This is a genomic window from Nosocomiicoccus massiliensis (assembly GCF_000438455.1).
GTDB classification, from domain to species: Bacteria; Bacillota; Bacilli; order Staphylococcales; family Salinicoccaceae; genus Nosocomiicoccus; species Nosocomiicoccus massiliensis.
The window spans coordinates 1-21,889 of the sequence record NZ_CAVG010000039.1; the positions used below are offsets into that span (position 1 = coordinate 1).

A 21,889-nucleotide genomic window follows, 5' to 3' on the forward strand; every position below is an offset into this window, starting at 1 on the left:
ATTTCTCGTGGCGATTTCAATCATCGTTTCAGAATTATCGATCCCTATCTTTTTAGATGCAGTTAACTGTTTTAAAATTTCACCTGTACCACATCCAACATCTAGAATTGACGTGTTTTTGTTATAAGGTTCTATAATATCAATCCATAAACTGTATGGGATGTCATAATTCATAGCTTCATATAAATAGCTAAACGCCTCATACTTAGAGCTCAACCGCTTCACCATCATAATATAGACGCTCTAAGTTATAGTACTCACGCTCTACTTTTGTAAAGATATGTGCGATAACGTCCCCTAAATCGACTAGAATCCATTTACCTTCTCGCGATCCTTCAACCGAAACTTGGAGATCGTTATCTTCTGTAAGTGCTTCTAAAGCACCTGCAATTGCTTTTACTTGACGGTCTGATGATCCGTGGCAAATGAATACGTAATCCGCAATTGTACTCGATTCTCTAACATCAAATACTCGAATATCTTCCGCACGTTTACCATCGACTGCATCAATTGCTAAATCTAATAATGTTTTACTTTCCAAAGTATCCATCCTTTTTAATTATAATAGTTATAGCACTTAAACGTTTTACTATAAATTTTTACACCTTGTTCTGCTAAATAACAGATATTTCTTCTCGTAATTTCAAATACCGCACGTTCTAAATCGTAATCGTTATATACGATATCTCTAATGTCTTCAACACCAGGAGTTGTTCGACCTGGTTCAATATAATCTGCGACAAAAATAATCTTTTCAACTAAATTCATGTCTGCACGACCAGACGTATGATTTTTAATAGCGAGAAGAATTTCTTCATCGTGAATATTAAACTCTTTTTCCATTAAAAATGCTGCAATAGGTCCATGTAAAAATCGCACTCGTGTATAGTTGTAGTTCGTCATCTAAACTATTCTCTTTAACGATTTCTTGCATATCATTTATGTCGTCATACTTACAGTAATCATGTAAAAGACCAGCAAGATGACATTTCTTTTCATCTGCTTTAAATAGTCGTGCCATTAAAACAGCCGTTTCAGCGACACGCACGGAATGTGCAAATCGCTTTTCAGGCAACTTTTCTTGTACGAGTTGTTTTGCTTCAAGCTCATTCATATAGCTCGTGCTCCTTAATATAATCATAAACGTCCTTATGAATGAGATGACTATAATAATCGTCATTTCCGATACGTTTACGTATTTCGCTAGAACTCACTTCAATTACAGGTACTGTTGCTGTTAGAAATGGTGCAGTAATATTTGTCTGATCCATCGTACGTTTTAATACGATAAACTGCGCAATTTCAAGTAGTTCCTCGTGCTTATACCATCTATCAAATGCGTGAAACTGATCTTCTCCCATAATAAAATAGAGTGTATCATTCGGGAATTTTTCTTTTAAATAACACATCGTATCATACGTATAACTTTTACCTTTATGTCCAAGTTCGAACATTTCAATAGAAATAAAGTCTAACTCTTTTGTCGCACGCTCAATCATTTTTATGCGGTCCGACTCGTGAATCGGACGGTCCTCTTTATGTGGTGATTGAAATGCTGGGACGATAATTACTTCATCTAAATCAAAATGACGTTTTGCTTCAACGATTAAATGAGTATGCCCGATATGAATCGGGTCTAGTGTCCCACCAAACACTCCGATTTTTCTCATGGTAATTGAATCGTCTTTTCTTCTTTGTTCTCTTTATATAAAACGATTATACTACCGATAATTTGAACTAAATGACTGTTTGTACCAGACGCTATTTTCTCAGCGACCTCTTTTTTGTCGTACGGACAGTTTTGAAGTATAGAAATTTTTAATAGTTCGTGACTATTAAAGTAATCGGAAATTTGTTCGTTGAACTCTTCAGTGACACCTAATTTACCGACCTGAAAGACCGGTTTTAAATCATGTGCAAGTTTTCTTAAATATCTTTTTTGTTTACCAGTTAATGTCATCCATTATTCTCCTTTAAATACGTTCGCAATACTGACTTTACTTCTTTTCTGTCTCCTACTTTTCCTGTCCATATTTCATATGACATCATCGCTTGATTTACGAGCATATCGAGCCCATTAAATGACGTTTTAAAATATGTCATAAAAGGAGTGACTGAAGGATTATAGATTAGATCATAGCCGACTGCACTATCTATATTGGATAGTTTATTTAGTTTAAACGTTTGAAAAGCATCTTCGCTATTTAAGCCGAGTGGTGTTGCATTTATAACGATATCAAACGTGCCACCTTGAAACTCATCAATTGTTAACGCTGTAAAATCACGAGTTCTAAAACTTTGAAAACTCTCTTTACTGCGCGCAACAATTGTCACTTTAGAACTGAGCTCAAGGTGTGCAAGACATACTGCTTTAGACGCACCACCCGCACCTAGTATTAAAACGTTATCGTGTTTAATATCGTTGTCAATAATTGTTTGTTTATATCCAGATACATCTGTATTATACCCGTATAATTTATGATCTACTCGTTTAACTGTATTTACTGCCTGAATTTCCTTCGCATGACCGTCAATATAATCTATATATTGGATAATATCTTCTTTATGAGGTACCGTCACGTTTATCCCTAGAAGATTTTCTTTTTTCATAATCATATTAATGTTTTTTAGTTGCTCAGGTGTAATTTCTAATTTACCGTAGTTTAATGGATCATCGTTCTTTTTAAAATTCGTATTATGAATCAGTGGAGAATACGTATGATGTATTGGATAACCAATGACTGCATAGTTCATTTTACTTATCCTTAAATACCGTTTGGCGCGCAATCACTTTTACACCTTTAGGTACTGTAACGTTTACTGTGATGTCTTTATCCACTGTTATAAAACATAATCCACTAATTAAAATATCACTACGAACATCTGTTTTAAATGTATATGTCTCACTATTATCAAGTAATATAGGAGACTCTAATTCTGGTGGTGCAAGTAATCCACTGTAATGCTTACGATAAAATTCTTTTGCATTATCTAGTTTCGTACGATGAACGACAAGCTTATCACTACGATATATTGTAAAACTAGATCGATTACCTGTTACAAAATCTATTTGTGCCAAGTTTGAAACAAATAAAGTTTGTCCTTCGTCTAATTGATATGTGAGTGGTTTAATTTCTTTTTTAGGCATAATATGTTTTACGTCGTCTAGAGTTAACACAGAACTCATCGCACTTTTTGCAATAACCCCAGGTGTATCATACATAAACTGATTATTTCCAAGAGGTATATCGATCATACCAAGTGTCGTTCCAGGAATATTAGACGTCGTGATCACTTCTTTTTCACCTGTCGTTGCTTCAATTAATTTATTAATTAAAGTAGATTTACCAACGTTTGTCGTACCAACTACATATACATCTTTACCTGTGCTATATTGATTGATTTGTTCGAGCAAATCATCTAATCCAAAACCTTTTGCACCTGACACAACGACTGTTTCATTGGCAATTATTCCTTCATCTGCAAGCATCTTTTTAAGACGATTCAGTAATCGGCTCACATTAGTAGATTTAGGAAGAAGATCAATTTTATTTACCGCAACGATAATTTTCTTATTTCCAACGATACGGTTAAACGATGGAATAATACTACCTTCAAAGTCAAATACATCGATTACTTTAACGATGACTCCGTCTTTTTCATAAATCGAGTTTAACATCGTCATAAATTCACCGGATTCTATATTGACGTCAGGTGTCTCATTATAATTTTTTAAACGAAAGCAACGTCTACAAATGACATCTTCTTCGTGAATACGACTTTTTGGTACAAACCCGCTTTCATTTTCATCTTCAGACTGTAGTACTGCGCCGCAGCCGATACATTTATATTCAGTCATTTAATAGTTCCTCCAATTTAGTAAGTCCTCATCAGCTATCCATTTCATAATACGTCGTTCCATACGGCGGTTAAACTTCGTAACAAATGCGTCTTTCTCTTTTACAGGTAACACTAAAATACTATCGATTCCAGTTCTATTGGCACCAAGTACATCCGTCATCACTTGATCTCCAATCATTACAACTGCTTTCTTTTTCACACCGAGCTTTGTAATACCTTTATGAAATCCTCTCATTGCCGGTTTTCTCGCTGTATGAATGTATTTTAAATCTGACTCTTTACAAAAGCGTTCGACCCTATTTTTTCTTCCGTTAGATAGAATAAGAACTTGAATACCGTCTTCTTGTAACGTTTCAATCCATTCGATGACTTCATCGTTAATATCTGGATCATCAAAAGCGACGAGTGTATTGTCTAAGTCAATCATCACTGCAGTTTTGTCATGTGATTTTAAATAATCTGATGTGATGTCAGTAAAACGATTGACGTAATCACTTGGCAAAAAATATTCTTTTAACACAGTTTTCATATCATTAACCTCTTAATTTTTAAAAATAAAAAGCGCCCAAAAAAGGCGCCGTATCAATTACTCTTCAATTCCTTGTGTGTGTTCAACTTCAGTTTCTTTATAAATAAAGAAACCAACAATTGTAGTTACAATTAAGGCAAAAACCATAAGAAATAGCATTACTTTACCCCTCCGAATCACAGTTTCTCTAATACTAATTTTACCGTGTTAGATGAGTGAATACAAGCTTTTCTAAGAAACTCATCATAGTTCATATCCGCTGAACCATCTGCTTTGTCACTCATCGAACGTAATATTAAATACGGTGTTTTAAATTGATAACACGTTTGTGCAATCGCAGCAGATTCCATATCGACTGCTTTTGCATTACCGAACGCATTTAAAATCGTTTGTTTTTTATCATCAGTATCGATAAATTGATCGCCACTAACGACTTCACCAACTGTATAGTTGATTTTATTGTATTCATTAAGTGCAAGTTTCGCAGCTTCAATAAAGCGCGTATCTGCTTCAAAGTTGAGTGGCATTGATGGTACTTGCCCTATTTCATAACCAAATGTTGTCGCTTCAACATCGTGATGCGCAGTATGACTGCTTATGACCATATCTAAAATATCGAGTTCTTCAGCTAAACTACCTGCAACACCAGTATTAATGATCATATCTACGTTAAAAGTTTGGATTAATAACGCTGTAATAATCGATGCATTTACTTTACCAATCCCACTTTCAACGAGAACGACATTTTTATCTTGTAACGTACCTTCATAAAACTCAACGTGAGCAATATTAACAGTACGTTCAATGTCCATGTCATTTTTTAATATCTCTACTTCCGGTTGCATTGCTCCAATAATACCAATTGTATTAGTCAATTTTAACGATTTTCACTTTCATTTCGTTACCGTTTGGAAGTGGTACGTTTACTTCATCGTTTAATTTTGAGCCGATTAATGCGCCCGCAATCGGAGACTCATTTGAAATTTTACCTTCAAATGGATCTGCTTCTGCAGAACCGACGATTTTATACGATTCTTCAGGTCCATTTGGTAACTCTTTAAATGTTACCGTTTTACCAATTTGAACTTCTGTATTATCGACGTTTTCTTCGATAATTTTAGCGTAACGAATCATCTCTTCAATTTTAGAGATTTCTTGCTCAACGAAACCTTGTTCATCTTTTGCTGCATCGTACTCAGAGTTCTCAGAAAGGTCTCCAAAACTACGTGCAACTTTAATTTTTTCTACGACCTCAGGTCGTTTTACTGTTTTTAAATGATCGAGTTCTTCTTGAAGTTTGTCAAATCCTTCTTGTGTCATTGGGTATTCTTTATTATTTAAATCCATGTTTTCACTCCGTTATTTACTTATAATTAATAGTCCATCGCCGACATTTAAATAAGAGGCAGACGGATAGTTTTCATAAATGTATTCGTTAAATTGACGTACTTTATCACGTAGTTTAATTTTATTTTTACTGTGTAGATTCTCTTCTACAATTTGACCACGTAATAATATATTATCGACAACGATAATACCATCATCCGTAAGTAGTGGACTGTACTTTTCAAAGAAGTGTTTGTTATTACCTTTCGATGCATCGATAAAAAGCAAATCAAATGTATCATCTAATTCAACTTCTTTTGCATCACCGAGTATTCCATTCACTCTTTCACTTACACCATGCTTTAAAAAGTTTTCTTTTGAAATGTCATATGATGCTTCATCTTTCTCAATCGTCGTTAATGTAATATCTTCGTCGACACTGAGCATATGGAGTCCACTATATCCGATTGCTGTTCCAATTTCTAGTATTTTTTTACGACGTGTTAATTGAATGAGTTGTTTTAATACAGTCAGTGCATCGCTATCGATAATCGGTACACGATTATTTACTGCGTACTCATAAACGTCTTGAAACAACTCAGTTTTTGTGTTCAATTGTTTTAAATATTCTTCTATAGTCATGTTTTCACCACAAAAATATACAACCGGCAAATCAATGCCAGTTGTAGATATTAGTTAGATATTAACATAAAGTTTTAAAAAGCGAAAGCGAAATCAGTCACCTTCTATATACTTTTCACGATTCTCTTGGTGCTCTTCATATGTTTCAGCGAAATGGTTAACTCCATCCTTATCAGCTAAGAAGTAGTAGTAGTTCGTATTCGCTGGATTTAATACACTTTGAACGGACTCAGTTCCAGGTGCACCGATTGGTCCTGGTGTTAAGCCTTTATGAATATATGTGTTAAACGGGTCATCGACTTCTAAATCTTCGTATAAGACGACTTCTTTATGAATGCCTTTTGCGTATAAAACAGTCGGGTCTGTTTGAAGAGGCATCGAAGGATTTTCAGCCATTCTGTTTAAAAACACACTCGTAATTTTAGCGCGATCAGCTAAACTCGTCGCTTCTTTTTCTACAAGTGAAGAGAATGTTAAGAACTCATGGAATGTTAACTCTTCATTTTCTCCTTCATAGTTCACAGTGTATGTGACAGATTTATATAAGTTAAACGTATTACTACGTGTCGCATTTAACATTTGACGCACTAACTTATCTAAATCCGGCTGCTCTTCAGTGATATCGTAAGTCGCTGGATATAAGTACCCTTCGAGCGGATATTTAATATCTTCATCAAATATTTCATCCGTTAACATGTCTCTATAATCTTTTTGCAACTCTTTTAAATATTCTTTGTCTTGAACTAAGTTTATAAACTCATCTTTTTCAACTGGTAGTACTTCTTGTACGAGATCTCCAATTTCATCAACAGTATACCCTTCAGGCACTGTTAATTTATATTGCACCTCTTCGTACAACACACCAGTTTCTAATGTTTTTGCGATCGTTTCATAATCCATAGAAGGCGAAAGTTCAAATTCTCCCGCTTGATAGTTTGAAATACTATTAAGTCTTAAGTAAAGTTTAAAAAACTTACTGTTTTTAATAATCCCTTTCTCTTCTAACATATTACTAATATCAGTCGATGAAGAACCTGCTGGAACTTCAACTCGTACGACCTCGGTTGAATCTTTGTCTAACGGCTTCATACCTTGCTTAATGTAAAACACACCAAACAATGCTCCTAAAACGAGCATTGCAATAATCGCAAGGACGATGATTACCGAAACATAAGATGATACGTTTTTTGAAAATCTTAAATCATCATTGTTTGTCATAATTTCTCCTTATTTTTAAAAATTGCTCCCGAATTCACGGAAGCAATTCTAATTATTCTTCAATATCGTCAAAGTTTGTGTTTACGATTTCTTCAATCATGTCCCACTCTTCATCAGATTCAACTGGTGCAAAGCGGTAATTTTCACCATCGTCTAAAGGTTCAGCAATCATAGGAATTAATTCGATTTGCTCGTCATCATCTTCAGAGCTATAGTTACTTTCTTCTGCAACAATTACGTAAGTTTTGTCAAATCCTGGATGATGAAACTCCATTAATTTTCTATAAAGTGTTTCATTACCTTCTTCATCGACAAGCGTCATTAACTCATCATCTGTGTTTAATTCAAATTCATTTGACATTAATATTCTCCTTTAATTAAATCGGTCTAAGTACCCTTGTAATATAAATACTGCAGCCATTTTATCGATCACTTTACTACGTTTTTTTCTCGATAAATCCGCTTCAAGAAGCGTGCGTTCTGCGGCCATCGTACTGAGTCGTTCATCCCACAATTCAACTTGAACTGTCGGAAACTTTTCTTTTAAAAGTTCAGAAAAATGAATCGAACGTTCGCCACTTTCACCGACTGAGTTATTCATGTGCTTTGGTAAACCGACGACAACCGTCGTAATATTTTCATCTTTAATAATTTTTGCTAGTTCATTTAGGCCAAAATCATTTTGTGCCGTGTCGACCTTTAAAGTTGTTAACCCTTGTGCTGTCCAGCCTAAACTATCACTCACTGCAACACCAATCGTTTTAGTACCTACATCTAACCCAAGTGTTTTACTCATTGAGTTCACGTGTAATGTAACTTTTCACGAGCACTTCCATAATCTCGTCACGTTCAATATGACGAATTTGGTTTCTCGCTTCGTTATGGCGCGGAATAAATGCCGGGTCACCACTTTGTAGATATCCTACAATTTGGTTTACAGGATTGTAGCCGCGTTCTTCAAGTGTTTTATATACATTCGAAAGGACGTTCTTGATATTCTCATTTTGTGCTTCTTCAATGTTAAACTTCATTGTCTTATTTAAATTATCCATGCAGTAACACTCCTCGACTACTAAAGTTAGATAGTGTTAGTATAACAAATTATTATATTATTAAAAACCATTTAGATAATCTTTAACGATTTGTAAAGCTTCTGACATATTTTCAGTGTTCGTACAGCCGCCTTGTGCCATGTCCGGACGACCACCACCTCTACCGTCAACTGCTTCAGCCATTTGTTTCATAATATCTCCAGCTTTTACGACTGATGTTTTATCTTTAGGCACCGTAACGATCATCGATACTTTGCCGTCAACATTTGAAGTGAGTGCGATAATGCTTTCTTGGTTTTTAGATTTAATAACATCCATCGTCTCACGTAATTCTTTCACACTATCAACAGAAACTTCAGTCGCAATTAAATTAAATCCGTTAATGTCGAACGTTGCATCTGTTAAATCAGATAATGCATCTTGTTGAAGTTCTGATTTTAATGACTTTACTTCTTTCTCTAGTTGCTTCTTTTCTTCAAGTAATTGTTCAAGTTTAGAAATTGTATTTCCAGATTTTACTTTTAAATGCGTATTTACGTCTTCAAGTACGTTGTCTTTATCTTCATAATATTCAACCGCATATTTTGAAGTGACTGCTTCAATACGTCTTACACCAGCACCGATTCCGCTTTCTGAAATGATTTTAAAGAGTCCAATTTCGGATGTGTTTTTAACGTGGACACCACCACATAATTCAACGGAATACTGATCGATATCAACAACTCTTACAATATCTCCATACTTTTCACCGAATAATGCCATTGCTCCTTTACGTTTTGCGTCTTCAATTGGCATCTCGTTAATGTCTACGTAAAGTGAATCAAAGATTTTTTCGTTTACGATACGTTCAATCTCTTTTACTTCTTCTTTTTTAAGACCTTCAAGATGTGTAAAGTCAAAGCGTAGACGTTCTTTTTCAACGAGTGAACCTGCTTGATTCGCATGCTCTCCAACGACGTCTTTTAATGCTTGGTGTAGTAAATGTGTTGCGGTATGGTTTTTAATGATAAAGTTACGGCTTTCACGATCCACTGTTAACTCATATGTTTCACCTGTTGCGATGACTCCTTCAGTAACAGCTACTGTATGGATATTTTGTCCGTTTGGTCCTTTATATACATTTTTAACTTCCATTGTACCGTGTTCATTTTTAATGACACCGACATCTGCAACTTGTCCACCACTCACTGCGTAAAACGGGGTTTTATCAAAAATGACGTCGACGTCATTACTTCCGTCATAATGATTGACAACTTCATCATTTGAAACGATGTAAAGCAGTTCAGCAGTTTCATTTAAGTGAGTATACCCTGTAAAGATACTCTCCTTATCTAACTTCTGGTACGTTTCTGATTGTACGTTCATCGATTCAGAAGATTTACGCGCAGCGCGTGCACGTTCTCTTTGTCGTTCCATTTCTTCTTTAAACCCGTCAAGATCAACAGCAAGCCCATCTTCTTCTGCGTACTCTACAGTCATTTCAACAGGAAATCCGAACGTATCATATAATTTAAACGCATCTTTACCACTAATTACTTTATCTTCTTTTAATGCTTTTTCTTTTACTGTACGGTAAATTTCAATGCCTTCGTCAAGCGTTTGTAAAAATCTTGATTCTTCTTGCTGAATTACTTTTTTAATAAAGTCTTTGTTTTCACCAATTTCTTTATAGAACGCGTTCATAACGTCGTCAACAACATCGACGAGTGTATATAAGAAAGTTTCGTTAATGCCGAGTTCTTTTGCGTAACGCGTTGCACGACGAATGAGTCTTCGAAGCACGTATCCGCGCCCCTCGTTACCTGGTAGTGCCCCGTCACCAATCGCAAACGCAACTGTACGGATATGGTCACTAATAACTTTAAACGCAACGTCATCCTTATCGTTATCACGATAAGTTTTACGAGAAGCTTTCTCAATTTCATTAATAATCGGAATAAATACGTCCGTATCAAAGTTTGTTGGTACGTTTTGGATTACACTCGATAATCTTTCAAGTCCGAGTCCTGTATCAATATTTTGACTTGGAAGTGGTGTATATGAATGATCGCTATTATGGTTAAATTCAGAGAATACTAAATTCCAAATTTCTAAGTAACGTTCGTTTTCTCCACCTGGATACATTTCTTCTCTTGGTGTATCTCCTTCATATGATTCACCACGGTCGTAAAATATTTCAGAGTTTGGTCCACATGGTCCTTCACCAATATCCCAGAAGTTTCCTTCAATACGAATAATTCGGCTTTCTTCAATACCAATTTTTTCTTTCCAAATATGATATGACTCATCATCTTCAGGGTGAATCGTCACGTATAATTTATCTACTTCAAAGTTTAACCATTTGTCACTCGTTAAAAATTCCCAAGCAAATTCAATTGCTTCCTCTTTAAAATAGTCACCGATTGAAAAGTTACCTAGCATTTCAAAGAACGTATGATGTCTCGCTGTAAAACCAACATTTTCAATATCGTTCGTACGAATCGACTTTTGTGCGTTCACGATTCTCGGATTATTTGGTTTCTCAGTTCCATCAAAATATTTCTTTAACGTTGCAACACCTGAGTTGATCCATAATAATGTGTTGTCATTAACCGGTACTAAACTTCTACTCGGTTCAATGCTGTGGCCTTTTGTTTCGAAAAAATCTAAAAACATTTGACGCAGTTCGTTTGTTGAAATTTGTTTCATAATAATTCCTCCTAAAATAAAAAATAGAATTCGTCCTTATTAAAAAGGGGCGAATTCTATCCGCGGTACCACCCAAATTATGAATGTTATTCATCACTTTAAGTATATAGTTGTGTGCACATAGTTCGATGCATTGCTCTCATCTACCGCAATGTTTCTGTATTTTCATCGAATAAAATGTTCTAATATCAGTATAATTATAAAAATTATACGTCTTAAAGTCAATTGAAATCATACGGTGAAACACCTGACATATTAATCATCGGGTCGATTCTTTTTTGCATGATTAATTCCATCGTTAATATATGATTATCTGTTTCTTCAACTGTCTCTTTTATATCTGTTTGTTTAAACATTTCTTTTAAATACGTCTTTAACATCGTTTGACGTTCGATACCTTCTTGGTTAATTGCATGGATAAAGGAATCCGGTTCACCACATAATACGAGGGATTCTTTTGCACGCGTTATACCAGTATAAATAATGTTCTTTTGTAGCATATGATAATACTGTCTGACGATTGGCATAATAACGATTCGGTATTCGCTGCCTTGTGCTTTATGGATACTCGTACAATATGCGTGAGATAACTCTGAGTAATCTTTACGTTCATATACGATTTCTTGACCTAAAAAGTCTACTGTAATCGATTCTTTTGTGCCCGTTTTATCGTCTCGATAAGTAATTTCGGTAATAATCCCACTGTCACCATTAAACACATTATCTTCACGACGATTTTCAAGTTGAATGACTTTATCGTTTTCTCTATAAACTTTATCTCCAAACTCGACTTCTTTTTTATCTTCACTTGGAGGGTTTAATACTTTTTGAATCGTTTGATTTAACACATTTATACCGGCAGGCCCTCTATAAATCGGTGCAAGCACTTGAACATCTTGCATCGTATACCCCTTTTTAACTGCACCTTTTACGACGATGTCTACAATATTTACAATGCCACTCGCGTCCGTTTGGAAAAAAGTACGATCTGGATGTCTCTCTAAAACATTTACTGGCAAGTTATTGTTAATTTGATACGCAAGTTGGATAATCGAGGACGATTCCATTTGCCTGTATATCTTTTTTAAAATTGTTACGGGCACACATTGTGATTCTATTAAATCTTTAAACACTGTTCCAGGACCGACTGACGGTAACTGTGCGTCATCTCCAACGAAGACGATTTGCGTTTCTGGCAATACGTTTTTAACAAACTGATAAAACAACCACGTATCGACCATTGACATCTCATCGACGATTATTAAATCTGCATCGATAATATTGTCTAATATATCTGTTTCTTCAGTATCACGACCATATCCAATTAATCGGTGAATTGTCGACGCGTCTATACCTGTGGCGTCTTTCATACGTTTTGCTGCACGTCCTGTTGGTGCGGCAAGCTTTATTGGATACTCTTCACCTTCAAAGTCGATAAATTTATCTATATTATGTAGAATCCTATATACTTCAATAATGCCTGAAACAATTGTTGTTTTCCCTGTACCTGGTCCACCTGTTACGACAGATATCGGATTAAGAATCGCATGCTTTATTGCTTTTTGTTGTTCATCATTAAATGTAATTTCTAACGACTTCTCGACTTGTGAGATCACTGTTTCAATACGAGAATTACTATACGATTCTACTTTTAGTTGACTAAGTCCATAAACTTTTTCAGCAGATTTACGTTCGCTAATAAAAAACAATTTTAACGTCACTTTATTGTCCCTTATTACTAATTCGTCTTTTTCAGCGAGCTCGTTAATACGTTTATGAATATCAGATGCTGAAAAATAAATCGAACGGTCATTTAATATATTTAAAGATAGGTCAATTAAATCATTTAACTCTACGTACGTATGTCCGACTTCATTTAACTCTGTCTCTAATGCGTATTTAATTCCTGCATCGATTCTTTCGGTTGAATTTGGTTCGATACCTGCTTTAATTGCGATTTCGTCCGCTTTTTTAAATCCGATACCGAATATGTCTTCGACGAGCTTGTATGGATTATTTTGTAGAACATTTAATATGTCTTCTTTATATGTATCGATAATTTTAGCGCGTTTTGAAGGTGCAATACCAAGCTCAATCATCATTAAATCCGCACGCGTCGTCGATTCGTTTTCAACGACTGTTCGGTATATTGTTTCTTTTCGTTCTTTTGTCAGACCCTTTACTCGGTCTAAATTCGACTTGCTTTCTAATATGAGTTCTAACGTCTTGTCACCGAGCGTATTTACGATGTTTTCTGCTGTTTTTTGGCCGACACCTTTAAACTTTTCACCAGATAAGTATTGTATGATTCCTTCTTTTGTCTGCGGGACATTCTTTTTAATTTGCCGTGCACTAAACTGTTTACCAAACCGTGCATGTTCGACAATTTCGCCTGTAAATGTGTACGTTTCATGTTCATCGACATGATGAAAATTCCCAGTGATGATCGTCTCTTCTTTTAATTCTGTGTTCGTTTCTTCGATAAAGACACGCATGACGTAGAAGTGATTATCATCATTATGAAATATTATTTTGTCGACAGTTCCAGTAACGAATAAATCATCTTCTATCGTCAATTGTGTCATCATTATCCCTCGTTTATATTTTTTATGCCGTTATGTGCAAGTATATGGTCTGGTTTGATTTGAATTGCTTTTTCAAAATGTCTTTTTGCTGCATCTTTATCGTCATATTTTGTCCATTTAATAAGTCCTAAGTTATATTCTGCGTCGGCATAATCGTATTTGTCCGTAATATTCGTAAGTAAAATTTCACCTTGATCGAGTAAGCCGAGCTGGCAAAGTGTTAACGCATATTGAAATACGAGTTCATAGTCTTCTTTATCCGCTTCATACATCGCTTCAAAAAACGGAATAGACATACTTAAATTTCCTTCATGGACATGCGTCATCGCGAGTAAATAGTTAATGTCCTTATCATCATTAAACGTATCGTAAATACTTAAGAGTAGCGTACGTGCATCTCTATATTTGCCTTCATTAAAATACATATTACCGAGTGTAAAATATGCCGCAGAATTATTCTTATCCAGTTCAATTGCTTTTAGTAAGAAGTTGTTCGCCTCTTCGAGTTTACCGATGTTATATAGAACAGAACCTCCGTTAATATAGTGCGCCGGATTTGTCGGATCCTCTTCAATAGAATCAAAAATTTTCTTTAACGCTGTTTCGTAATCGCCTGCTTGAATAGAATCTTCGTATTTAAAACTCATGCTAAATACTCCAGTTTCTCTTCACCATTAAACACTTCGTCAATCGTCGCGCCACCAATTACTCTGTCACCGTCGTATAATACAACTGCTTGACCTGGTGTGACTGCGCGCTGTGGTGCTTTAAACGTTACTAAAATTTTATTTTCATCTAATTTCTTAACAGATACGGCACTATCCGCTTGGCGATATCTAAACTTCGCATTTGCACCAAATTCGTCGGGCATATCATTAATGAAGTTAACGTCTTCAGCGATAAGACTCGTTGAGTATAATTTCTCATTATGGAATCCAGTAACGACGTATAATTCGTTCGTTTCTAAGTTTTTACCTGCGACAAAATATGGTCCACCCGGTCCACCAATTCCTAAACCTTGGCGTTGACCGATTGTGTAGTACATAATTCCGTCGTGTTTGCCTTTTTCTTCGCCAGTTTCCATGTCGATTATTTTTCCTGGTTTAGCTGGTAAATAATTTGAAAGGAATGTTTTAAAATCTCTTTCTCCGATAAAACAAATTCCTGTGGAATCTTTTTTATCTTTCGTTGCGAGATCAAATTTATGTGCGAGTGCACGAACTTCTTTTTTATCAATTTCACCTAACGGGAATAGTGTTTTACTTAACTGTTCTTTCGTTAATTGGTTTAAAAAGTATGTTTGGTCTTTATTGTCGTCGACACCTTTAAGCATCGTCACTTCACCGTCGTGATTCACTCTCGCATAGTGCCCTGTTGCTACAAAGTCTGCACCGAGTTTCATTGCGTGATCTAAAAATGCTTTAAACTTAATTTCTTTATTACACATGACGTCTGGATTCGGTGTACGTCCACGTTTATATTCTTCTAAAAAGTATTCGAATACTCTATTGTAATATTCTTTTTCAAAGTTGACTGAATAGTACGGTATACCGATTTGTTCAGCGACTTTTCTGACGTCCTCATAATCGACTGTCGCTGTACAAACACCAAACTCATCCGTATCATCCCAGTTTTTCATAAATATGCCGATGACGTTATACCCTTCGTCTTTTAACAGTTTCGCTGTTACTGAAGAGTCTACGCCTCCACTCATTCCAACGACGACTGTCGTATCTTCTTTTCTCTTCATTTCTATTCAATCCTTTATTTTAATCGTTCATATAGTTTCTTTAATGCTTCTATCGTTTTATCAATATCATCTTCAGTCGTTAAATGACTAAAACTAATTCTAAGTGAATGTGCCGCGCGGTTTTCATCATACATTTTTGTAATAACGTGTGACGGTGTTACAGTTCCAGCGTTACATGCACTACCACCTGATATATAAATGCCCTCTATGTCTAGCGCAGTCAGTAAAAGTTCTGTTTCAGAAAACGGAACGTAAATGTTTAAAATATGAGGTGATTGACTGTTTAAATCACCATTTACTTTAAACTCAACGCCCGCTTCGTTTAAGCCATCTATGAGTATTTCTTTACGAGATAAAATCACGCTGTTTCTTTCATCTTTTAACTGAACCGCTTCTTTTACAGCTTCACTCATCGCGTAACTGTAAAGCAAGTTCTCAGTACCTGCACGGCGTTCCCTTTCTTGTTTACCACCGACGAGTTGTGCGTGTAAGTGCGTGCCGCTTCTTACATATAATACTCCGACACCTTTTGGTGCATATAATTTATGACCACTCATACTCATTAAGTCCACACCTAAATCGTCGACATTCACGTCTACGTGACCGACTGCTTGTGCAGCATCGATGTGAAGTAGCACGCCTTCTGGTAGTCTTTCTTTAATCTCTTTTACTGGTTGAATCGCACCTGTTTCGTTGTTGACGTAATGTAATGAAACGAGCGTTGTATTTTCATCGATTTCCTTATTTAATTCGTTTAAATCTATGAGACCATTTTCTTGAATAGGTACATAATTTACATGTGTTTTTAACCCTTTAACCGTTTCTAATATCGACATATGCTCTACTTCTGTCGTAATTACATTAACTTCTCTATTAAAGTGAGAGAGTGTCCCTCGAATGGCTAAGTTGTTAGACTCTGTTGCACCACTCGTAAATATAATCTCCTCAGGTTTTGCACCGATTGCTTCAGCGATTTTTTGTCGATTCTCTTCTAAAAACGCCTTAGCTTCTTTACCGATTCGGTGAATACTTGACGGATTTCCATATATATTAGAATGCTCTAGCATTCCTTTGATGATTTTTTTATCGACTGGTGTTGTTGCAGCATAATCTAAATAAACAGCCATAACACTTCTCCTTTAAAACTTAGTTCAGTAGAGATTTTACCATTTTTAACGTTATAAATATAGTCGACTGCTCTGAGTCGTTTCTTTAGATAAATTACGACAAGTCTTGTAAGTTATAGAGTATATAAAAAGGAGAGATTTAATGAGTAAACAAGTAAATATATCAGTATTAAACTTAGTCTATGTGCGTGAAGGATACGATTCAAAAGACGCATTTATACGTATGCGTCTCTTAGCAGAAGCATTAGATGATTCTAGTTATAAACGTTACTGGATCAGTGAACATCATAATATGAAATCTATCGCATCTAGTGCGACAAGACAACTCATTCAGTACACGTTACAACATACTAAAAGAATTCGCGTCGGAAGTGGCGGCGTCATGTTACCAAATCATACACCGTATATTGTCGCTGAAGAATTCGGTACGATGTACGAATTATTTGGAGACCGTTTAGATATTGGTCTTGGCAGAGCACCTGGAACAGATCAAGTAACAGCAAACGCGATTCGACGTGGTAACCATCAAGGTATCTTTGACTTTGAAGAAGAAATTCGTGAGTTACAATTCTTTTTATCTGATAAAGAGTCGCAAGTCATCGCGAACCCAGGTTTAAACACAAATATCCCGTTATATGTTTTAGGAAGTTCAACTGATTCAGCGTACATCGCCGCACGTTTAGGACTGCCATATGCGTTCGCTGCACATTTTGCACCAGCAATGATGGAAGAAGCATTTGAAATATATGAACGCAACTTTACACCGAGTGAGCAATTAAAAGAACCATATAAAATGGCGTGCTTAAACGTCATCGTTCAAGACACACAAGAAGAAGCAGAATACGTCGTAACGAGCCATTATCAAAATGTTTACGGAATGATCACACATCACCGTGGTCCGATGAAACAACCCGTTACAAACATGGACGAGATTTGGTCAATGCAACATAAAGAAATCATACTCAATCAATTCCCAGTTCAAATACTCGGCGATAAAGAGCAAGCACTTAAAGACCTAGAAGCATTTCAAAATAAATTCGACGTCGACGAAATCATCGCATCTACTGCGATTTATGATACAGACGCTTTTATAAAGAGCTATCAATTATTTGAAGACGTCGTTATAGAGTATAATAAAAAGCAATAAGACTATCTTATTGCTTTCTTTTTGATAAAATATAGTAAATTAAACCACTAAAAAATATGACTTGAATAATTAATATCGGTGCAATTAAAAATAATAGTTCACGCAATGTTTTCACCTATTCTTATAGTAATTATTGTTAACTCTTATTTTAGCACTCTTCTAGCGTTTCATCATCTCGTTTTAGATTGGAAGGATCATTATGATACGTAATCAATTTAAATATATTAACCGTTTTAGAGAAATTGCCATCTTGTTTTCTAAAACTGGACTTGGGTTTATTATCGAAGAAAGTGGCTTAGATAAGTTACTCTCTTTACCGAGTCGATTATTTAATAAAAGCCAAAAACAAGAAGAAGATAAAACAATCGCAGAACGTATTCGATTATTTCTAGAAGAAGCAGGACCTGCATACGTTAAACTCGGTCAAATCGCGAGTACGCGTGGTGATATATTACCGGAGTCATTCATTAAAGAATTAGAAAAACTTCAAAGTAATGTACCTCCATTTTCTAGCGAAATCGCAAGAGAGTTAATCGAACAAGAATTAGATATTAAAATCGAAGACACATTTTTAATATTTGAAGATGAACCACTCGGTTCAGCGTCGATTGGACAAGTCCACCGAGCAGTGTTAAAAACTGGTGAAGTCGTTGCGATTAAAGTTCAACGACCAAACATTGAAAGAAATATTCGTATCGATTTAGAAATACTTAAAACGATCGCACAAGTTGCTGAAAAGAACTTTAAATGGGCGAAACAATATCAAGTCACAGATATTGTCGATGAGTTATCCACTGCCATTATTCAAGAAATGGATTATACGTTAGAAGCGAGAAACATTAATCGTATTGAACGTCAGTTTAAAAATTCAGAGGACGTCAAATTCCCACACGTCTATGAAATGTTATCAAACAAAACGATCTTGACGATGGAATACTTTGAAGGGATTTCAATTCGTAAAGTCGATGAACTTTCGCAAAAAGGTTTTGACCGTTATCAACTCGCAGATACATTTGCGCGTACAATTTTCACACAAATATTTGAACATGGATTTTTCCATGCGGATATTCACCCTGGGAACATCATCGTTTTAAACGATGGTACGCTTGGTTTTATCGACTTTGGTATGGTCGGAAAACTGACAGATAACGTTAAACAAAACTTCGGAAGCCTACTCATTGGTTTAATGCAAAAGAATTCTAAGAAAGTTGTACGTTCAATTATACAAATGGGTGTTGTACCAGATGACGTAAATGTCGATGACTTATACGAAGAAGCAGAGCTTATGCAAGATAAGTATTATGATATTCCGCTGAAAGACCTAGAATTTGGAGATGCGGTTAGAGACTTATTTACAATTACAAATAAATACCATATCCATTTACCAAAAGACTTTACATTACTTGCTAAAACGTTAATTACGTTAGAAGGTAACATTGAAATTTTATATAAAGATTACAGCATATTATCTGTCGCTGAGCCGTTTGGTAAAAAGTTATTACTTCAAAGATTAAACCCTAAACGCGTTGCAGAAGATAAGTTTGAAGACTGGATTCTGTTAACAGATATCGTTGAAGATTCTGTAACAAACATCCATCAATTTACAAAAGGTTTAAGTACTAGACGATTACCGATCAGTTTAGAACTTAAGGAAGAAAAAAGTATCGGAAGACATTTAGACCGTACGATTAATAGAATTTCTTTTTCAATCGTCTTAATGTCACTTTCTATATTAATGGCTGGAATCATAGTCGGATCTTCACTACTTGGTCAAGGATCGATACTCTACAAATTCCCGGTGATAGAACTCGGTACGATACTCGCAATTGCGATGTTCTCTTGGCTAATATTTACGATATTTAAAAGTGGACGAATGTGAAAACACCTCCCAAATGGGAGGTGTTTAAATATAGAACATATAATCATCAAACTCGTCTGATTGATTCTCAAGATCATGTAACGTCGTATGACGCAGCACGTCGTGTGACGCATCTCGTATTCTCTTCCACAAAAACCTCTCGTTTTTCGTGTCTTTATCATCTAACTCTATTGCGATTATATTTTCTCCGACAGCTTGGAATACGTCGAGCACTGTAATTTCATCTGGCGGATAATTTAACTCATAACCACCGTACGCTCCGCGCGTACTTTTTACTAAATTCGCTTTTTTTAAACAAGCGACGATTTGTTCTAAATATAAGTCGCTTATTCCTCTTTCAGTCGCGACAGATTTCACTGAACGCTTTTTAACTCCATACTCAGATGCGAGGACGTTCATAAAATATAATCCGTAGCGCCCTTTAGTTGATATCTTCACGTCATCACCTCTTAGTCATATCTCTTATGTTATGATTATAATTATAACGAAAAAGTTGGTGAAAAATCTAATGTCAAATGAACCATTAAGTTTTCGCATGAGACCAAAAACAATCGATGAAGTACTTGGACAAGAGCATCTCGTCGGAGAAAAAGGAATTATCAGACGAATGGTAAATGCTAAAAGACTACAATCGATGATTTTTTACGGTCCCCCAGGTATAGGTAAAACGAGTATTGCTAACGCATTAGCTGGCAGTACTAAATATAAATTTAGAACGTTAAACGCAGTGTCTAGCTCTAAAAAGGATATGGAACAAATTGTTTTTGAAGCAGACATGAGTGGTAGCGTGATTTTAATGCTCGATGAGATCCACCGACTCGATAAAGGAAAACAAGACTTTTTACTTCCTCATCTAGAAAGCGGAAAAATCGTTTTAATCGGTGCGACGACGTCAAACCCGTACCACGTCATTAATCCTGCAATTCGCTCTAGGACACAAATTTTTGAACTGCATCCGTTAACAGATGAGGATGTTAAAACTGGACTCACACGCGCTTTAAACGATAAAGAGCGTGGTCTTGGTAATTTAAATGTAACCGTAGAAGATGATGCTTTAGAGCACTTTATCCATGCAGCAAATGGCGATATTAGAAGTGCATTAAACGGCCTAGAACTTGCCGTATTAAGCGACACTAATAAAGAGATTCACGTTACACTTGAAGACGCGAGAGATACGATGCAACATAGTCAATTCTTGCACGATAAAGACGGCGATCAACACTACGACGTAATGAGTGCTTTTCAAAAATCAATACGTGGGAGTGATGTCGATGCTGCACTTCATTATCTAGGCCGACTAATAGAAGCAGGAGATCTCGTTACAATTGCAAGACGACTACTCGTCATTAGTTATGAAGATATCGGGCTAAGTAACCCGCAACTTCCAAGCCGCACGCTAGATGCGATCATCGCAGCAGAACGACTCGGATTCCCGGAAGCGAGAATCCCTCTCGCACAAGCAGTTATAGATTTAGCACTCTCTCCAAAATCGAATACAGCAATCAAAAGTATCGACAGTGCTTTATCAGATATACGAAAAGGACATATCGGCGTCATACCAGACCATTTAAAAGACGGTCATTATAAAGGCGCAAAAGAACTCGGTCGTGCAATCGGATATAAATATCCGCATAACTACGACAATCACGTCGTGAAACAGCAGTATTTACCAGACAGTTTAAAATCAAAACAATACTTTAAAGATACGGGATCATCCAAATATGAAAGTTATTTAAATGAGACATACGAGAAATTAAAACCGTTCGTGAAATAAAAATAAGGCGTGTATCATCTAGATACTCGCCTTTTATATGTGATTGACGTTTTAATTTTACGCAAATCGCTTTTACGTCAACGACGATCTCGATAATTTAACGATTAGGGCATTTGTGTTAACGTATCGACTTATCCTTTTACACAAATCCGCTTTATATCAAAAGATTAAAAACAATTTTACGCAAATCCCTTTTACGTTAAAGAACACTCAGTTATTTAAACAAATAAAACGAGCACCAGCTAGATACTCGTTTTTTAGATTAAAATATTATTATTAATTTGCTTTTTTAGTTGTTTTCGTTTTTTTAG

Annotated in this window: 23 protein-coding genes and 1 pseudogene; 3 read left to right on the plus strand and 21 right to left on the minus strand. The window is 35.7% G+C overall.

The genetic code is table 11. The annotated features are described in order from the left end of the window. From TJ68_RS08870 to TJ68_RS01840, 20 genes and pseudogenes are all read right to left on the minus strand, one after another. Positions 1–231: methyltransferase domain-containing protein (locus TJ68_RS08870; protein WP_148449604.1), on the minus strand; the 231-nt coding region annotated here is incomplete at its 3' end. Continuing rightward, positions 206–541, minus strand: a complete 336-nt coding sequence (gene rsfS, locus TJ68_RS01750; RefSeq protein ID WP_148449606.1) for a ribosome silencing factor — start codon at positions 539–541, stop codon at positions 206–208. The genes TJ68_RS08870 and rsfS, both read right to left, overlap by 26 nt. Positions 542–555: 14 nt before the next feature. Continuing rightward, positions 556–1,114, minus strand: a pseudogene (gene yqeK / locus TJ68_RS01755) (bis(5'-nucleosyl)-tetraphosphatase (symmetrical) YqeK). After that, a complete protein-coding gene (gene nadD / locus TJ68_RS01760) occupies positions 1,107–1,670 on the minus strand; it encodes a nicotinate (nicotinamide) nucleotide adenylyltransferase (RefSeq protein WP_040928405.1) in 564 nt (187 codons plus the stop codon). Before nadD ends, yqeK begins: the two are co-directional and overlap by 8 nt. Continuing rightward, on the minus strand, positions 1,667–1,960 hold the full coding sequence (gene yhbY / locus TJ68_RS01765; protein ID WP_040928406.1) for a ribosome assembly RNA-binding protein YhbY: 294 nt from the start codon (positions 1,958–1,960) through the stop codon (positions 1,667–1,669). Before yhbY ends, nadD begins: the two co-directional genes overlap by 4 nt. Next, positions 1,957–2,754 carry a shikimate dehydrogenase gene (aroE, locus tag TJ68_RS01770; RefSeq protein WP_040928407.1) on the minus strand — a complete coding sequence of 266 codons (798 nt, stop codon included), beginning with the start codon at positions 2,752–2,754 and terminating at the stop codon, positions 1,957–1,959. Before aroE ends, yhbY begins: the two co-directional genes overlap by 4 nt. A gap of 1 nt (position 2,755) precedes the next feature. Further along, positions 2,756–3,859, minus strand: a complete 1,104-nt coding sequence (yqeH, locus tag TJ68_RS01775) for a ribosome biogenesis GTPase YqeH (protein ID WP_040928408.1) — start codon at positions 3,857–3,859, stop codon at positions 2,756–2,758. Next, positions 3,860–4,390 (minus strand): YqeG family HAD IIIA-type phosphatase, encoded by a 531-nt coding sequence (locus tag TJ68_RS01780; RefSeq protein ID WP_040928410.1) that lies wholly within the window; start codon positions 4,388–4,390, stop codon positions 3,860–3,862. It abuts the gene before it with no gap. 176 nt (positions 4,391–4,566) lie between these two features. Beyond that, positions 4,567–5,265: a 5'-methylthioadenosine/adenosylhomocysteine nucleosidase gene (locus tag TJ68_RS01785; RefSeq protein WP_081643636.1), complete on the minus strand. Its 699-nt coding sequence runs from the start codon at positions 5,263–5,265 to the stop codon at positions 4,567–4,569. Next, positions 5,258–5,737, minus strand: a complete 480-nt coding sequence (gene greA, locus TJ68_RS01790) for a transcription elongation factor GreA (protein WP_040928411.1) — start codon at positions 5,735–5,737, stop codon at positions 5,258–5,260. The genes TJ68_RS01785 and greA overlap by 8 nt, the downstream gene beginning before the upstream one ends. 12 nt (positions 5,738–5,749) lie before the next feature. Continuing rightward, a complete protein-coding gene (locus TJ68_RS01795; protein ID WP_040928412.1) occupies positions 5,750–6,358 on the minus strand; it encodes an O-methyltransferase in 609 nt (202 codons plus the stop codon). A gap of 93 nt (positions 6,359–6,451) precedes the next feature. Beyond that, positions 6,452–7,576, minus strand: a complete 1,125-nt coding sequence (mltG, locus tag TJ68_RS01800; protein WP_040928413.1) for an endolytic transglycosylase MltG — start codon at positions 7,574–7,576, stop codon at positions 6,452–6,454. Positions 7,577–7,628: 52 nt separating this feature from the next. Continuing rightward, positions 7,629–7,937: a DUF1292 domain-containing protein gene (locus TJ68_RS01805; RefSeq protein ID WP_040928414.1), complete on the minus strand. Its 309-nt coding sequence runs from the start codon at positions 7,935–7,937 to the stop codon at positions 7,629–7,631. 12 nt (positions 7,938–7,949) lie between these two features. Beyond that, positions 7,950–8,372: a Holliday junction resolvase RuvX gene (gene ruvX, locus TJ68_RS01810; RefSeq protein WP_040928415.1), complete on the minus strand. Its 423-nt coding sequence runs from the start codon at positions 8,370–8,372 to the stop codon at positions 7,950–7,952. Next, positions 8,365–8,628, minus strand: a complete 264-nt coding sequence (locus TJ68_RS01815) for an IreB family regulatory phosphoprotein (RefSeq protein WP_040928416.1) — start codon at positions 8,626–8,628, stop codon at positions 8,365–8,367. The genes ruvX and TJ68_RS01815 overlap by 8 nt, the downstream gene beginning before the upstream one ends. 60 nt (positions 8,629–8,688) lie before the next feature. After that, positions 8,689–11,316, minus strand: coding sequence for an alanine--tRNA ligase (gene alaS / locus TJ68_RS01820; protein ID WP_040928417.1), 2,628 nt, complete (start codon positions 11,314–11,316; stop codon positions 8,689–8,691). Between the two features lie 221 nt (positions 11,317–11,537). Then, positions 11,538–13,904: an SF1B family DNA helicase RecD2 gene (gene recD2 / locus TJ68_RS01825; RefSeq protein WP_238316009.1), complete on the minus strand. Its 2,367-nt coding sequence runs from the start codon at positions 13,902–13,904 to the stop codon at positions 11,538–11,540. Next, positions 13,904–14,548, minus strand: coding sequence for a tetratricopeptide repeat protein (locus tag TJ68_RS01830; RefSeq protein ID WP_040928419.1), 645 nt, complete (start codon positions 14,546–14,548; stop codon positions 13,904–13,906). Before TJ68_RS01830 ends, recD2 begins: the two co-directional genes overlap by 1 nt. Further along, entirely contained in the window at positions 14,545–15,651 is a 1,107-nt protein-coding gene (gene mnmA / locus TJ68_RS01835; protein ID WP_040928420.1) for a tRNA 2-thiouridine(34) synthase MnmA, read from the minus strand. The genes TJ68_RS01830 and mnmA overlap by 4 nt, the downstream gene beginning before the upstream one ends. Before the next feature lie 14 nt (positions 15,652–15,665). Beyond that, complete coding sequence (locus tag TJ68_RS01840; protein ID WP_040928421.1) at positions 15,666–16,778, minus strand: cysteine desulfurase family protein; 1,113 nt, start codon at positions 16,776–16,778, stop codon at positions 15,666–15,668. Between the two features lie 142 nt (positions 16,779–16,920). Here TJ68_RS01840 and TJ68_RS01845 point away from each other — a divergent pair, with 142 nt between their 5' ends. Continuing rightward, positions 16,921–17,925 carry an LLM class flavin-dependent oxidoreductase gene (locus TJ68_RS01845; protein WP_040928422.1) on the plus strand — a complete coding sequence of 335 codons (1,005 nt, stop codon included), beginning with the start codon at positions 16,921–16,923 and terminating at the stop codon, positions 17,923–17,925. A gap of 199 nt (positions 17,926–18,124) precedes the next feature. Beyond that, positions 18,125–19,804, plus strand: coding sequence for an ABC1 kinase family protein (locus TJ68_RS01850; RefSeq protein WP_040928423.1), 1,680 nt, complete (start codon positions 18,125–18,127; stop codon positions 19,802–19,804). A gap of 24 nt (positions 19,805–19,828) precedes the next feature. On the opposite strand, the gene TJ68_RS01855 is transcribed toward TJ68_RS01850, so the two are convergent. Next, entirely contained in the window at positions 19,829–20,242 is a 414-nt protein-coding gene (locus tag TJ68_RS01855) for an RrF2 family transcriptional regulator (RefSeq protein WP_040928424.1), read from the minus strand. A 70-nt stretch (positions 20,243–20,312) separates the two neighbouring features. On the opposite strand from TJ68_RS01855, the gene TJ68_RS01860 reads away from it, so the two are divergent. Next, the gene (locus TJ68_RS01860; protein WP_040928425.1) at positions 20,313–21,578 is read left to right on the plus strand and encodes a replication-associated recombination protein A; all 1,266 of its coding nucleotides are present in this window, start codon (positions 20,313–20,315) and stop codon (positions 21,576–21,578) included. Positions 21,579–21,889: the final 311 nt, after the last annotated feature.